This window comes from Streptacidiphilus melanogenes, from assembly GCF_000787835.1.
GTDB lineage: Bacteria > Actinomycetota > Actinomycetes > Streptomycetales > Streptomycetaceae > Streptacidiphilus > Streptacidiphilus melanogenes.
The window spans coordinates 51910-66566 of sequence record NZ_BBPP01000033.1 but is presented as its reverse complement, the minus strand read 5'-3'; the positions used below and the strand labels follow the sequence as shown (position 1 = coordinate 66566).

The 14657-nt window shown below is 72.0% G+C and carries 10 protein-coding genes; 7 read left to right on the top strand and 3 right to left on the bottom strand.

Features of this window, described 5'->3' with window-relative positions; all coding sequences use genetic code 11:
• From glgB to pyk, 7 genes are all read left to right on the top strand, one after another.
• Positions 1–2383, top strand: a 2383-nt coding sequence (gene glgB / locus TR49_RS28300) for a 1,4-alpha-glucan branching protein GlgB (RefSeq protein ID WP_439654136.1), incomplete at its 5' end; no start/stop codon positions are given.
• Between the two features lie 28 nt (positions 2384–2411).
• Positions 2412–3650 carry a 3-phosphoshikimate 1-carboxyvinyltransferase gene (gene aroA / locus TR49_RS28295; RefSeq protein WP_042386696.1) on the top strand — a complete coding sequence of 413 codons (1239 nt, stop codon included), beginning with the start codon at positions 2412–2414 and terminating at the stop codon, positions 3648–3650.
• A 290-nt stretch (positions 3651–3940) separates the two neighbouring features.
• The gene (locus TR49_RS28290) at positions 3941–5530 is read left to right on the top strand and encodes an APC family permease (protein WP_084725549.1); all 1590 of its coding nucleotides are present in this window, start codon (positions 3941–3943) and stop codon (positions 5528–5530) included.
• 110 nt (positions 5531–5640) lie between these two features.
• Entirely contained in the window at positions 5641–6615 is a 975-nt protein-coding gene (locus TR49_RS28285) for a hypothetical protein (protein ID WP_042386694.1), read from the top strand.
• A 307-nt stretch (positions 6616–6922) separates the two neighbouring features.
• Positions 6923–9082: a phosphate acetyltransferase gene (gene pta / locus TR49_RS28280; protein WP_042386693.1), complete on the top strand. Its 2160-nt coding sequence runs from the start codon at positions 6923–6925 to the stop codon at positions 9080–9082.
• Complete coding sequence (locus tag TR49_RS28275) at positions 9079–10308, top strand: acetate kinase (protein ID WP_042386692.1); 1230 nt, start codon at positions 9079–9081, stop codon at positions 10306–10308. Before pta ends, TR49_RS28275 begins: the two co-directional genes overlap by 4 nt.
• Positions 10309–10352: 44 nt before the next feature.
• Positions 10353–11777 carry a pyruvate kinase gene (gene pyk / locus TR49_RS28270; RefSeq protein ID WP_042386691.1) on the top strand — a complete coding sequence of 475 codons (1425 nt, stop codon included), beginning with the start codon at positions 10353–10355 and terminating at the stop codon, positions 11775–11777.
• Between the two features lie 57 nt (positions 11778–11834).
• Here pyk and TR49_RS28265 read toward each other — a convergent pair whose 3' ends face one another.
• The 3 genes from TR49_RS28265 to TR49_RS28255 form a co-directional block, all read right to left on the bottom strand.
• Positions 11835–12443 (bottom strand): spherulation-specific family 4 protein, encoded by a 609-nt coding sequence (locus TR49_RS28265; RefSeq protein WP_052434716.1) that lies wholly within the window; start codon positions 12441–12443, stop codon positions 11835–11837.
• A gap of 90 nt (positions 12444–12533) precedes the next feature.
• Positions 12534–13964 (bottom strand): hypothetical protein, encoded by a 1431-nt coding sequence (locus TR49_RS28260; protein WP_042386690.1) that lies wholly within the window; start codon positions 13962–13964, stop codon positions 12534–12536.
• Positions 13954–14538, bottom strand: a complete 585-nt coding sequence (locus tag TR49_RS28255; protein WP_042386689.1) for a DUF6114 domain-containing protein — start codon at positions 14536–14538, stop codon at positions 13954–13956. The genes TR49_RS28260 and TR49_RS28255 overlap by 11 nt, the downstream gene beginning before the upstream one ends.
• Positions 14539–14657: the final 119 nt, after the last annotated feature.

Below are 14657 nucleotides of genomic sequence, written 5' to 3'. Positions count from 1 at the left end.
GGCGGCCGCTGCGGCGGGCGGGCCGCTCGGCGGCACGGCAGCCGGCACGGACGGCTCCAACGGACGGGTACGGCGCCGCGCGGGGGCGTCCGGCGGCGGATCGGGCGGACACGTCGGGCTCGCGGCCGAGACCGCGCGGCACGGCGCGGGTTCCGCGCCGGAGGCGGTCCTCGCCTCCGGGGCGGTGCGTCCGGTGCCGGAGGCGCCGCTGGCACCCGGGGAGGTGGAGCGGCTGGTCGGTGGCTGGCACCACGACCCGCACGGGCTGCTCGGCGCGCACGACACGGTGTACGGCACCGCCGTGCGCGTGCTGCGCCCGCTGGCCGAGCGCGTCGTCGTCAGCAGCGGCACCGCCAGGTTCGAGCTGACGCACCAGCAGGACGGCCTCTTCACCGGCCTGCTGCCGAAGGGCTGCGTCAGCGAGGGCTACCTGCTCCAGGTCACCTACGCCGGCGTCGAGCACGAACAGGAGGACGGCTACCGCTTCCTGCCCACCCTCGGCGAGACCGACCTGCACCTGATCTCCGAGGGCCGCCACGAGCAGCTGTGGCTGGCGCTCGGCTCGCATCCGCGGCTGGTCGAGGGCGTCACCGGCACCGCCTTCGCCGTCTGGGCGCCCAACGCCTCCGGCGTGCGCGTCATCGGCGACTTCAACGGGTGGAACGGCGCCTCGCACCCGATGCGCTCGCTCGGGGCGAGCGGCGTGTGGGAGCTGTTCGTGCCGGGCATCGGCGAGGGTGCGACGTACAAGTTCGAGATCGCCACCCGCGACGGCCGGATGCTGCAGAAGGCCGACCCTTTCGCCCGCCGCGCCGAGTGCCCGCCGTCGACCGCCTCGATCGTCACCATCGCGCGGCACGAGTGGCACGACGCCGAGTGGATGGCCACCCGGGGTCGGCTGCCGCACCACGAGGCGCCGATGAGCGTCTACGAGATCCACCCCGGCTCCTGGCGGCCGGGCACCACCTACCGCCAACTGGCCGAGGAGCTGCCCGGCTACGTCCGCGACCTGGGCTTCACCCACGTCGAGCTGATGCCGGTGATGCAGCACCCCTTCGACGGCTCGTGGGGCTACCAGGTCTCCGGCTACTTCGCGCCGGCCGCACGCCTGGGCTCCCCCGACGACTTCCGCTACCTGGTCGACAAGCTGCACCAGGCCGGGATCGGCGTGATCGTCGACTGGGTGCCCGCGCACTTCCCGAAGGACGACTTCGCCCTCGCCCGCTTCGACGGCGAGCCGCTGTACGAGCCGGCCGACCCGCGTCGCGCCGAGCACCCGGACTGGGGGACGCTGGAGTTCGACTACGGCCGCGCCGAGGTCCGCAACTTCCTGGTCGCCAACGCCGTCTACTGGGGCGAGGAGTTCCACGTCGACGGCCTGCGGGTGGACGCGGTGGCGTCCATGCTCTACCTGGACTACTCCCGTGAGCACGGCGAGTGGGCGCCGAACGAGCACGGCGGGCGTGAGAACTGGGACGCCGTCAGGTTCCTGCAGGAGATGAACGCGACGGTCTACCGGCGCTGCCCGGGCATCGTGACCGTCGCCGAGGAGTCCACCGCCTGGCCGGGGGTGACCGCGCCGACGGAGCACGGCGGCCTCGGCTTCGGCCTGAAGTGGAACATGGGCTGGATGCACGACTCGCTCGTCTACATGAGCAAGGAGCCGGTGCACCGCAAGTACCACCACAACGAGATGACCTTCTCGATGGTGTACGCGTACAGCGAGAACTACGTCCTGCCGATCTCGCACGACGAGGTGGTCCACGGCAAGCGGGCGCTGGTCTCCAAGATGCCCGGCGACTGGTGGCAGCAGCGCGCCAACCACCGCGCCTACCTGGGCTTCATGTGGGCCCACCCGGGCAAGCAGCTGCTGTTCATGGGCAGCGAGTTCGCCCAGGGCGCGGAGTGGGACCACAAGGAGGGCCCGCAGTGGTGGGTGCTGGGCGAGGACTGGCCGGCGCACGCCGAGCACGAGGGCGTGCGCGAACTGGTCCGCGACCTGAACCGGCTCTACCTGGACACCCCGGCGCTGTGGCAGCTGGACTCCGCCCCGGCCGGCTTCTCCTGGCTGGACGGGGGCGCGGCGGAGGACAACGTCTTCTCCTTCGTCCGCTACGACGCCCAGGGGCGGCCGCTGGTCTGCGTCAGCAACATGTCGCCCGTGGTCCGGCACGGCTTCCGGGTCGGGCTGCCGACGGTCAGGGCCGACGTGCGGGACGCGCGCTGGCTCGAGGTCCTCAACACCGACACCGAGGTCTACGGCGGCAGCGGGGTCGGCAACCCCGATCCGGTCAAGGCCGAGCAGGTCGGGTGGAACGGCCGGGACACCAGCGCCGAGCTGACGCTGCCGCCCCTTTCCACCATCTGGTTGAGCCCCGCGTAGCCGGGGCGCGGCCCGTAGGGTGGGCCGCATGACCGTCGTCCAGATCCCCGGTTCCAAGTCCGTCACCGCCCGCGCGCTGTACCTGGCGGCCGCGGCCGAGGGCACCACCACGCTGCGTCAGCCGCTGCTCTCCGACGACTCGGAGGGCTTCGCCGAGGGCCTGATCTCGCTCGGCTACCGGGTGGAGCGGCAGCAGGGGGTTTGGACGATCGAGGGCCGCCCGGCCGGTCCGGGCGTCGCCTCCGCCGACGTGTACTGCCGCGACGGCGCGACGACCGCCCGCTTCCTGCCGGCGCTCGCCGCCGCCGGGCACGGCTCGTTCCGCTTCGACGCGTCCGCGCAGATGCGCCGCCGCCCGCTCGGCCCGCTCACGCAGGCGCTGCGCGAGCTGGGCGTGGACCTGGTGCACGAGCAGGCCGAGGGCCACCACCCGCTGCGGATCGAGGCGGACGGCATCAAGGGCGGCGCACTCACCCTGGACGCGGGCCTGTCCTCGCAGTTCCTCACCGCGCTGCTGCTGACGGGTCCGCTGACCGAGCAGGGTCTTGAGATCACCGTCACCGACCTGGTCTCCGTGCCGTACGTGGAGATCACGCTCGCGATGATGAACCGCTTCGGCAACCCGGCCCGCCGCGAAGGGGACACCTTCGTCGTCCCGCCGGTCCCCTACACCGCGACGGACTACCTGATCGAGCCGGACGCCTCGACGGCCAGCTACGTCTTCGCCGCCGCCGCGCTGACCGGCAACACCGTCACCGTCCCGGGCCTGGGCACCGGTTCGCTCCAGGGCGACCTGCGCTTCGCCGAGGTGCTGCGGGAGATGGGCGCGGACGTCTCGATCAGCTCCGAGGGCACGACGGTCACCGGCACCGGCCGGCTGCGCGGTGTCACCGTCAACATGCGGGACATCTCCGACACCGTCCCGACCCTGGCCGCGATCGCCCCGTTCGCGGACGGCCCGGTCCGCATCGAGGACGTCTACAACACCCGCATCAAGGAGTGCGACCGCCTCGCCGCCTGCGAGCAGAACCTAGCCGCCCTGGGCGTCCCGGTGACCACGGGCCGCGACTGGATCGAGATCCGGCCCGCGCGGCCGGCCGGGCCGGTCGAGATCGCCTGCCACGGCGACCACCGGATCGCGATGTCCTTCTCGATCACCGGCCTGCGCACGCCCGGCGTCACCCTGGACGACCCGGGCTGCGTGAAGAAGACCTTCCCCGGCTTCCACGACGCCCTCGCCGCGCTGCGCGCCGAGTGGGGCGTCTGAGGCCCACTCGGGCCCCTCGGTACACCCGGCTCGCCGCCGCGAGTTCAGGTGTCCACCAGGTGGGACGGCAACGGTTTCCGCTCGACAGGCCCTGGAGCGCCACTGAATCCGCATTCCAGGAAGCCTTGTAAACGAATTCCGCCAAACCATTGCCAGGCTCGGTCCGCTAGCGGCAGCATGTGGCACGCGCTGGAGCCAGAGGTGTACGAGCGGCGATCCCGCTTCCGGAAACACCGGCGACACAAGGCTGTTGCCCAGCTCGCGATCACACCTGCTTGAGTGCGTTCGGCATGCCCCCATGTACCTGCCGTGCGCGCCCCGTCCCCACCAGCCGGCATCCGAGGCCCCCTCCCCACACCTCGACCGCCGCAGGAGAGGTTCCTCCGTTGAGCGAGTTCACCCCGACCGAAGGAAGAGGAGGCCTGCGGGCCAACGTCCTCGGCACCTTCGACACGATCGTCATGGCCATCGCCGGCAGCGCCCCCGCCTACTCGCTGGCCGCCAGCACCGTCGCCCTGCTGGCCGCGGCCGGCCTCTTCAGCCCCGCCGCGCTGCTGTGGTGCGCGATCCCGATGCTCGGCATCGCCTGGGCCTTCAACTACCTGGGCCGTCTCGACGTCAACGCGGGCGCCAGCTACTCCTGGGTGGGCCGCGCGCTGCACCCGGCGCTGGGCTTCGCCGCGGGCTGGTCGCTGGTCGTCTCGGCGCTGATCTTCATGGTCGCGGGCTCGCTTCCGGCCGGTCAGTACACCCTCTCCCTCTTCTCCGACACGCTGCCCAACAACACCTGGGCCTGCGTGGGCGTCGGCGCCTTCGTCTTCCTGGTGATGGCGCTGCTGGTGCTGCTCGGCGCGCGGATCACCGCGCACGCGCAGTGGATCATGACCGGCATCGAGGTGCTGATCCTCGCGGGCTTCGGCATCGCGGCGCTCATCCACGGCGGCAGCGCGGCGCACTTCCAGTGGTCCTGGCTGTGGGGCTTCGGCCACTTCGGCGGCATGAGCGGCTTCGCCGGGGCGGCGCTGGTCGCGGCCTTCTACTTCTGGGGCTGGGACGTCACCGCCAACCTGAGCGAGGAGACCACCGACTCGCAGAAGAACTCCGGCATGGGCGGCCTGCTCGGCGTCGCCGCGGTCTTCGCCCTCTTCGAGATCGTCACCATCGCGGTCAACATGATGGTCAGCCAGAAGGACATCGCGGGCGGCGCGCCCTTCCTCAACACCCTGGGCGAGGCGGTCTGGCCCGGCGCCGGCGGCAAGATCATGGTGCTGGCCGTGGTGCTCTCCACCATCGCCACGCTGGAGACGACGCTGATCCAGATCAGTCGTTCGCTCTTCGCCATGGGCCGCGACAAGACCCTGCCGGCCGTCTTCGGCAAGACCCACGCCCGCTGGCAGACCCCCTACATGGCGCTGGCCGTCATCGTGGTCATCTCGCTGGGCCTCTTCGTCGCCTCCAGTGCCCTGGGCTCCGTGACCAAGATCCTCAACGACGCGGTCGCCGCGATCGGCCTGCAGATCTGCGTCTACTACGCGCTGGCCGGCATCGCGGTGGTCGTCGCCTACCGCAAGGTGGCGTTCAAGTCGCTGCGCAACACCATCTTCGTGGCCGTCTGGCCGGGCGCGGGCGCGATCTTCATGGGCTTCCTCTTCGTCGAGAACTGCATGAACCTGCCGCTCGTCCAGATCCTGATCGGCCTCGGCGCGCTGGCCGTCGGCGTCATCCCGCTGGCGATCTACTGGGCCAAGGGCAGCGAGTTCTACACCAACCCCGGCGCCCGCCTGGACGCCGCGCTCGCCGACGCGGTCGACGCCGAGTTCGGCAGCTCGTCGCTGACGACCACCGCCTCGCACGGCGGCGGGGTCGCCACCGATCTATGACGTTCCATCAGCAGTTCCAGCCGCAACCGGCAGTCAACGACGACTGCCGGTTGTCGGCTTTTCCGCATTTCCGCGTTCCGCGTTCCGGTACTCATGCAGGGGGAGCCACCATGGCCCGCGCCTCACGACGCCGCACCACCGCACCACCGTTCGACCCGACGCTCGGCGACGCCGAACTCGCCACCGCCCGTCGGGACCTCGTCGTCGGACGCTGGCAGGGAGCCCGCGACCTGTTGCGCGCCACCGGCCGCGACTGGGACCGCCGTACCCACAGGATGCGGATGCTCGCGGACGCGGCGGCCGCGACCCGCACCGTCGAGACCTGGCAGGTCGCCGAGCCGACCAACCCCGACGCGCTGGCGCTGCGCGCCGAGACGGAGGTGCAGCGCCTCTTCCTCGCCGTCGCCTCCGTCGCCCAGAGCAGCGGCACGCCGCCACCGGGCCAGGACGCGTTGGACCGGCGCGAACTCGACCGCACCGCCCGCATCTGCCTCCAGGCCGCGGAGCGGCACCCCACCGACCCCGTCCCGTGGGTCTCCCTGATGACCCTCGCCCGCCTCTACGCCGGCGGGCACCCGCACGTCTGGCAGTGGTGGCGCGAACTCCAGGCCCGCGACCAGTTCAACCGCGAGGGCCACCACCAGGTGCTGCGCCACCTGTCCGCGCGCTGGCACGGCAGCTACGGCGAGATGTACAACTTCGCCCGCGACAGCGCGGCGTTCGCGCCGCCGGGCTCGCCACTGGCCGCCCTCACCCAGGCCGCGCGGGCGGAGCACTTCCGCCACCGCGTCGAGACGGAGGGCGAGGCGGCCGTGGGCCTCACCTACCACTGGACCCACGAGGTCGCCGTCCAGGCCCTCCACGGCACGCTCCGCACCTGGATCGCCCACCGCGGCCCCACGGAGCACGCGCAGGACCCGGCCGACCTCAACCTCCTCCTCCACGGCCTGGTCTTCGCGGGCATGCTGCAGGAGGCCAAGGAGATCAGCGCGCTGCTGGGCGACCGCCCCACCCGCATCCCCTGGTCCTACTGCGGCGACCCCACCGCCCTCTTCGACCACTGGCGCGGCCAACTCGGCGGCTAGCACGCTCCGCTCCCGCCTGTCGTCGCACCACCTCAGGGGCGCGGGGCTGTGCCGAAGTGCGGCTCCACCGCGTGGGCGCGACACTCCCCCAGCCTTCGGCCGGGAGGTGCCCCCTCCCCACGCAGGCAGAGCCCCGAACGCGCAGGGCCATCCGCTCATCAGTGGTTCGCGCAGTTCCCCGCACACCTCAGGTGCGTGCCACGTCCCTGGCGATCTTGGTCACGGTTTCGGAGGTGTGGGCATGCTGTCCGAAATGTGAAGGTAGTCTCGAAGCCGCTCGAACAGTGACTCGGAACGGAGTACCTCGGTGGCCCGCAGTGTCTACGTGACCGGTATCGGGAGGGGGGACGGCCGGCAGGCCGTCGAGCTGGGGGTCATGGAACTGCTGACCCGGCACGTCGACCGGGTCGGCCTGTTCCGGCCGCTCGTGCACGCCTCCGCCGACCACGTCGTCGAGCTGCTGCGCGGGCGGTACCGGGTGGATCTCCCGCCGGAGGCCATGTACGGGCTCAGCTACGACGAGGCCGCGGCGATCCAGGCCGAGCGCGGGCAGGACGAACTGGTCGGGCTGCTGGTGGACCGCTTCCACGCGGTCGAGCGGGCGTGCGAGGCCGTGCTCGTCCTCGGGACGGACTTCGCGTCCACCAACATCCCGGACGAGCTCGCGCTCAACGCGCGGCTCGCGAACGAGTTCGGCGCCGGCGTGCTGCCGGTCATCGGCGGGCACCGCGAGAGCGCCGAGACGGTCGTCAACGAGGTCCGCAACGCGCACCGCTCCTACACCGACCTGGGCTGTTCCATCCTGGCGATGATCGCCAACCGCGTCGCGCCGAGCGACAAGCAGGCCGTGGCCAGGCGGCTGGCGAACCGGCCGGACGTGCCCTGCTACGTGATCCCGGACGACCCGGCGCTCTCCGCGCCGACCGTCACCCAGGTGGCCGAGGCCACGCGCGCCGAGGTGCTGCTCGGCGATCCCGCGGGCCTCGCCCGCGACGTGCGGCGGTTCGTGTTCGGCGGCGCGATGCTGCCCAAGTTCCTCGACGCGCTCTCCGACGGCTGCCTGGTGATCACCCCGGGCGACCGCGCGGACCTGCTGATCGGCTCCCTCGCCGCGCACGCGGCGGGCGCGCCGCCGATCGCGGGGGTGCTGCTGACGCTGGGCGAGACGCCCGGTCCGATCGTGATGAACCTGGCCTCGCGCCTGGCCCCCGGCACGCCCGTCCTGGCGGTCCAGGAGGGCAGCTACCCGACCGCGATGGACCTGTCCACGCTGGAGGGCAAGCTGACCGCGGCCAGCCCTCGCAAGGCGGAGACCGCGCTGGGCCTGTTCGAACTGCACGTCGACACCGCCGAGCTGACGGACCGGATCGAGCTGACGCGCACCGAGCGGGTCACCCCGATGATGTTCGAGCACGAGCTGCTGGAGCGCGCCCGCGGTGCCGCGCTGCGCGAGATCGTGCTGCCCGAGGGCGTCGAGGACCGGGTGCTGCGTGCGGCGGAGGTGCTGCTGCGGCGCAACGTCTGCCACCTGACGCTGCTCGGCTCCGAGGACGCGGTCCGCCGCAAGGTCGCCGAGCTCGGGCTGAACATCACCTTCGACGCGGCCGACCCCGCCGACGACGCGGACGGCGCGCGGGCCCGCGCGCGGATCATCGACCCGGTCACCTCGCCGCTGCGCGACCGCTTCGCCGAGGTCTACGCCGAGCTGCGCCGGCACAAGGGCATGACGGTCGAGCAGGCCCTCGACGTCGTCACCGAGGTCAGCTACTTCGGCACGCTGATGGTCCAGGAGGGCCTGGCCGACGGCATGGTCAGCGGCGCGGTGCACTCGACGGCCGCGACCATCCGCCCGGCCTTCGAGATCATCAAGACCTCACCGGAGGCGAAGATCGTCTCCTCGGTCTTCTTCATGTGCCTGGCCGACAAGGTCCTGGTCTACGGCGACTGCGCGGTCAACCCGGATCCGGACGCCGAGCAGCTGGCGGACATCGCGATCCAGTCGACGGCGACGGCCGCCCGTTTCGGCGTCAGTCCGCGGGTGGCGATGCTCTCCTACTCGACCGGCACCTCGGGCTCGGGTGCGGACGTGGACAAGGTGCGCAAGGCGACCGAGCTGGTGCGCGGACAGCGTCCGGACATCGCGGTGGAGGGCCCGATCCAGTACGACGCGGCGGTGGACCCGTCCGTGGCCATGACCAAGCTGCCGGGTTCGGCCGTGGCGGGGCAGGCGAGCGTGCTGATCTTCCCGGACCTGAACACCGGCAACAACACCTACAAGGCCGTGCAGCGCTCGGCCGGGGCGATCGCGGTCGGACCGGTCCTCCAGGGGCTGCGCAAGCCCGTCAACGACCTGTCGCGCGGCGCGCTCGTGCAGGACATCGTCAACACCGTGGCCATCACGGCCGTCCAGGCCCAGCAGGCGGCGGCCCAGCAGGTGGCGGCGCAGCAGACCGAGGAGTCCAAGTGAGCCAGGCGACCCGGGTGCTGGTACTCAACTCCGGCTCCTCGTCGGTGAAGTACCAGCTCATCGACATGGCGGACGGCGACCGGCTCGCGCTGGGCATCGTCGAGCGGATCGGCGAGGGCCAGGGGCGGATCAAGCACGAGCCCGCCGGACACCTGCCGCGTGAGCGCTACCAGGCCTTCCCGGACCACGCCGCCGCACTGAGCGCCGTCGCCGAAGAGCTGGCCGCCGACGGTCTGGGGCTGGACTCCCCGCGTCTGGCCGCCATCGGCCATCGCACCGTCCACGGCGGCACCCGCTTCACCGAGCCGACGCTGATCACCGACGAGGTGGTCGAGGAGCTGCGCGAGCTGATCCCGCTGGCGCCGCTGCACAATCCGGCCAACATCACCGGCATCGAGGTGGCCCGCAAGCTCCGTCCCGACCTGCCGCAGGTGGCCGTCTTCGACACCGCCTTCCACGCCGCCATGCCGGAGCACGCGGCCCGCTACGCGATCGACAAGGCGACGGCCGACGCCCACCAGGTGCGCCGCTACGGCTTCCACGGCACCTCCCACCAGTACGTCTCGCGTCGCACCGCGCAGCTGCTGGACGCCTCGCCCGAGGCGGTCAACGTGATCGTGCTGCATCTGGGCAACGGCGCCAGCGCCTCGGCCGTGGCGGGCGGACGCTGCGTGGACACCTCGATGGGCCTGACCCCGCTGGAGGGCCTGGTCATGGGCACCCGCTCCGGCGACATCGACCCGGCCGTGGTCTTCCACCTGCACCGCGTCGGCGGCCTGACGATCGACGCGATCGACGCCCTGCTGAACCGCCGCAGCGGCCTGCTGGGCCTGTGCGGGGACAACGACATGCGGGAAATCGGACGCCGAATGGGCGAGGGAGACCCGGACGCGCGACTGGCCTTCGACATCTACATCCACCGTTTGCGGAAATACATCGGGAGTTACTACGCGGTAATGGGCCGGGTGGACGCCATCGCGTTCACCGCGGGGGTGGGTGAGAACTCCGCGGCGGTGCGCGAGGCGGCGCTCGCGGGCATGGAGCCGCTGGGCATCGAGCTCGATTCGGTGCGCAACGCGGTGCGCGGCAGCTCTCCCCGCCTGATCTCGACGGACTCCTCCCGGGTGCGGGTGGCGGTGGTTCCGACGGACGAGGAACTGGAGATCGCCCAGCAGACCTTCGCGGTCGTGCGCCGGAGTGCGGACCCGGGTTCAGAAATGCGTTGAATGCGCGGAATGCGCTCGAAAGCTAAGCCGATAGGATGAGCCATATGCGCCGAGCCAAGATCGTTTGCACTCTGGGTCCCGCGACCGACGGATTCGAACAGCTGAAGTCGCTGATCGAAGCCGGAATGAACGTCGCCCGACTGAATATGAGCCACGGCAGCCACGCCGAGCACGAGAACCGCTACAACAACGTCCGCGCGGCCGCCGAAGCGGCCGGCCGCGCCGTGGGCGTGCTCGCCGACCTGCAGGGCCCCAAGATCCGTCTCGCCACCTTCGCCAACGGTCCGGTGACCGTGGAGAACGGCGACACCTTCACCATCACCACCGAGGACTGTCCCGGCGACCAGCACATCTGCGGCACGACCTACAAGGGTCTGCCCGGCGATGTGAAGCCCGGCGACCCGGTCCTCATCAACGACGGCGTGGTCGCCCTGGAGGTCGTCAGCGTCGACGGCCCCCGCGTGGTGACCCGAGTGGTCGAGGGCGGCGTGCTCTCGAACAACAAGGGCATCAACCTGCCCGGCGCGGCGGTCAACGTCCCCGCGCTCTCCGAGAAGGACAAGGACGACCTCCGGTTCGCCCTCCGCCTCGGCGTCGACATGGTCGCCCTCTCCTTCGTCCGCAACGCCGCGGACATCGAGGACGTCCACAAGGTCATGGACGAGGAGGGGCGCCGCGTCCCGGTCATCGCCAAGGTCGAGAAGCCGCAGGCCGTGGACGCCATGGAGGAGATCGTCCTGGCCTTCGACGCGGTGATGGTCGCCCGCGGCGACCTCGCGGTCGAGTACCCGCTGGAGAAGGTGCCGCTGGTGCAGAAGCGGCTGATCACGCTCTGCCGCCGCAACGCCAAGCCGGTCATCGTCGCCACCCAGATGATGGAGTCGATGATCACCCAGTCCCGTCCGACCCGCGCCGAGGCCTCCGACGTGGCCAACGCCATCCTGGACGGCACGGACGCGGTCATGCTCTCCGCGGAGTCCTCGGTCGGCAAGTTCCCGATCGAGACCGTGCAGACCATGGGCCGGATCATCGAGGCGGCGGAGGAGGAGCTGCTCTCGCAGGGTCTCCAGCCGCTCAACCCCGGCCGCAAGCCCCGCACCCAGGGCGGTTCCATCGCCCGCGCGGCCTGCGAGCTCGGCGACTTCCTCAACGCCAAGGCGCTGGTGGCCTTCACCAAGTCCGGTGACACCGCCCGCCGCCTCTCGCGCTACCGCTCCCCCATCCCGATCATGGCGTTCACCCCGGAGACCTCCACGCGCAACCAGCTGGCCCTCAGCTGGGGCGTGGACACCTTCGTGCTCCCGCAGGCCCCCAACACCGACGCCATGGTCGACCAGGTCGACGAGGCGATGATGGCCCAGGGCAAGTACGGCAAGGGCGACACCATCATCGTCACCGCCGGCTCCCCTCCGGGCATCGTCGGCACGACCAACATGGTCCGCGTCCACCACCTGGCCACCGGCGACTGACCCGTCCGGGACCCTCGCACGGCCCCTCGGCGCCACGGCGCCGGGGGGCCGTCGCGTTCACCGGGCCGGCGCGCGGGTGAGCGCGCCGAGGACCGCCCAGGGGTTGGGGAGGTCGCCGGGCGTCGCGTAGCCGTGGGCGGGGGCGTCCGGTGGGGCCGCGTAGACGAGGTGGGCGCCCGGGTCCGGGGCGCGGTCCCCGTAGGCGGACCAGGGACCCTCGAAGGTGACCACGAGGTCGGCGAGGTCGAGGTAGGCCGGGTGGGGCGGCAGGCCCGGGTTGAGGGCGACGTAGGCCGCGCCCAGGGAGCGTGCCGCGACGGTGAGACGGGCGTAGTGCGGGAGGGCCTCGGAGCCGTCCGGGGTCTGGTCCAGGAAGACGCCGTCGACGTCGTACCAGTCCCGGTAGGCGGCGATTTCGGCGACCACCTCGGCGTGCGGGCGGCGGCCGTAGTCCGTGTCGACGTACCCCAGCACACGCGTCCCGACGAGCCCCGCGCGCACCTGCGCGTACGCCGGGTCAGGACCCGGGCCCGGACCGCTGGCGGGGTTCACGACGACCGCGGCGAGCTGCGGCGCCGCAGCTCGCAGCACGGCCCATGACGCCGGGTCGTCGCTCGGGTGGAAGTACGCGGGGACCAGGAGGCGGGATATCGCGTCGTCGCTCACGCCCGGTTCAACGACGCAACGCGCATGAGGAAACCCCCACCGGACGGACCGGAGGGGGTTCTCAGTGTGAGCGGCCGCGCGGGCGGCGGCTCACTGACCGAGCGGCGTGTAGTACAGGTGCATGCCCGGGATGGTCAGGTTCCCGCCGAACTGGCCCTGCTGAATCGCCGTCACGTTGCCCAGCTCCAGGGTGAGCGGGATCGGGACGGCGCCGATCAGGTTGTAGAGCCACTGCGGCAGGGTGTCCGGCGTCAGGTCGATGCCGATGTTCAGCAGCCCCAGCGGGATGCCCTCGGCCGCGAGGATGGTGCCCTTCAGCTCGGTGACGTACATCGTCACCGTGCCGCCGCGCATCGTCGACGTGGAGCCGGGCGAGCCCTGGACGTGGACCTCCTGGCCGCGCTGGTTCGCGGACATGTCCAGGTCGCCGATGTTGACCTCCTCGGCGGTGAACTTCAGCACGCGCTCCGTGCTGCCGTCCGCCAGCGGGATGGTGACGACGCCGTGGAACTCGGTGTTGATCAGCTTCAGGTCCGAGGAGTGCAGCGTCCACTTCTCCACCGGCATGGTGCCGGCCGCCAGCTGCGAGCTGACCGAGGTGTCCAGCGGCGCGGCCAGGTGACTGACGTCGCACTGCTTGGTCGGGTCGCTGCTCGCGGACGCGCTGGGCGTCGCGGAGGCCGTGGGCGCCGGGGTGCGGGTCGGCGACGCGGTCGGCGAGGTGGTCGGTGACGTCGTCGGCGTGCTGCTCGGCGTGGCCGAGGGGGTGGCCGACGGCGTGGTGGCCGCGGCGGTCGGCTTCGCGGCGCTGCGCACCGCGGCGGTGTGGGCCACGGAGGCCGCAGCAGCCGACGCGGAGGGCGTCGCCGAAGGCGAGACGGAGGGGGCCGGCGCCGTGTGGGCGGTGAGACCGCCCAGCAGGCCGCCCAGGAGGCCGCCGAGCAGCCCTCCGGAGGACGAGCCGCCCTGCGAGGGGCTGGGCGAGGGAGTGGGCGTCGTTCCGCCGCCCCCGCTGGTGCCACCGGCACCCGTGCCACCGCCGGTACCCGTACCGCCCGTGGCCGTGCCGCCCGAGCCGCCGGTGCCCGACGTACCGCCGGTGCCGCCGGTACCACCGCTGCCGCCGGTGCTCGACGTGCCGCCGGAACCGCTGCGCTGGGTGGGCACGGACGAGGTGCCGTTCTTGGTGGACTTGGCCGTCGTCCCGGCGGTCTTCGCCGCGTGCGCGCTCGGCGTGGCCGAGGTCGTCGCGCCGGTGTCCGTGCCGGGGGCGCCCTTGGTGCAGGCGGAGCCGGCCGTCTCCGGGGCGGAGGCGGGCACCGCCTTCGGCGCAACTCTCGGACCGGCGTCGGCGGCGAAGGCCAGCTTCGGCGCCAGCGTGCCCATCAGCAGGGCCGTCGGCATCGCGGTCAGGGCGATGGCGCGACCGACGGGGCGCTGGATGCGCCCGCGCACGGTGGGCCGGGGAGCAGCGTGACGCCCGGCGGTGCGAGCCGGCTGCTGCTCGTTCTCACTCGACACTCTTGCTCTCCTCCTGCGGCTGCTGCGCCTGCGGCATCGCCGTCGGCAGCTCGGCCACGTCGGCCTCGCCCGCCTGCTGGGTCGGAAGAACCACCTGGGTGTCCGCCTCGGCCGTCCGCTCAGCGACCGCCGACTCCCCGGTGACCGCGTGGGCCGCCACCGGCGTCGCCTTCAGCGGCGCCCACGAGCACGCCAGCGCACCGCCGAGGATGCCGAGCAGCAGTCCCATGCCGAAGCCGCCGAAGTTGGAGACCGGCAGCGAGATGATGCTGAGCACGATCGACGCGATGCCGGCGAAGACGCGGATCATCGGCTGGAACCAGCACGAGATGCCGAGCGCGATCAGCAGCAGGCCGATGACGGCCGAGCCCGCGCCGGCCGTGGTGGCCATCTGGATGCGCAGCGCGCCCACGTTGAGCGTGGCGTACGGGAAGTAGAGGATCGGCCCCGCGGCGAGCAGGACAAGCAGTCCGCCCCAGAACGGGCGGGTCCGGCGCCAGTCGCGGAAGGCTCGGCGGGCCTTGGAGAACCCACTGATCGGATCGGGCTGCGCCGTCGTCGTCGCGCTGGTCACGTGGCAGCTCCCAAGGGTGTAGCTCGTTGGGGGTGGAACTCGATGGCTCGAACTCGAGGGTTCGGAAGGCTCAAAGGGTGTGGCGGGGGGGGGGGAGGCCCCCCCCCCCAAAACCCCAG

Bases quoted from the DNA above. Each gene is read 5' to 3' on its own strand.
- aroA (WP_042386696.1), top strand. From the start codon at position 2,412: ATGACCGTCGTCCAGATCCCCGGTTCCAAGTCCGTCACCGCCCGCGCG.
- pyk (WP_042386691.1), top strand. From the start codon at position 10,353: ATGCGCCGAGCCAAGATCGTTTGCACTCTGGGTCCCGCGACCGACGGA.
- TR49_RS28290 (WP_084725549.1), top strand. From the start codon at position 3,941: ATGCCCCCATGTACCTGCCGTGCGCGCCCCGTCCCCACCAGCCGGCAT.
- TR49_RS28285 (WP_042386694.1), top strand. From the start codon at position 5,641: ATGGCCCGCGCCTCACGACGCCGCACCACCGCACCACCGTTCGACCCG.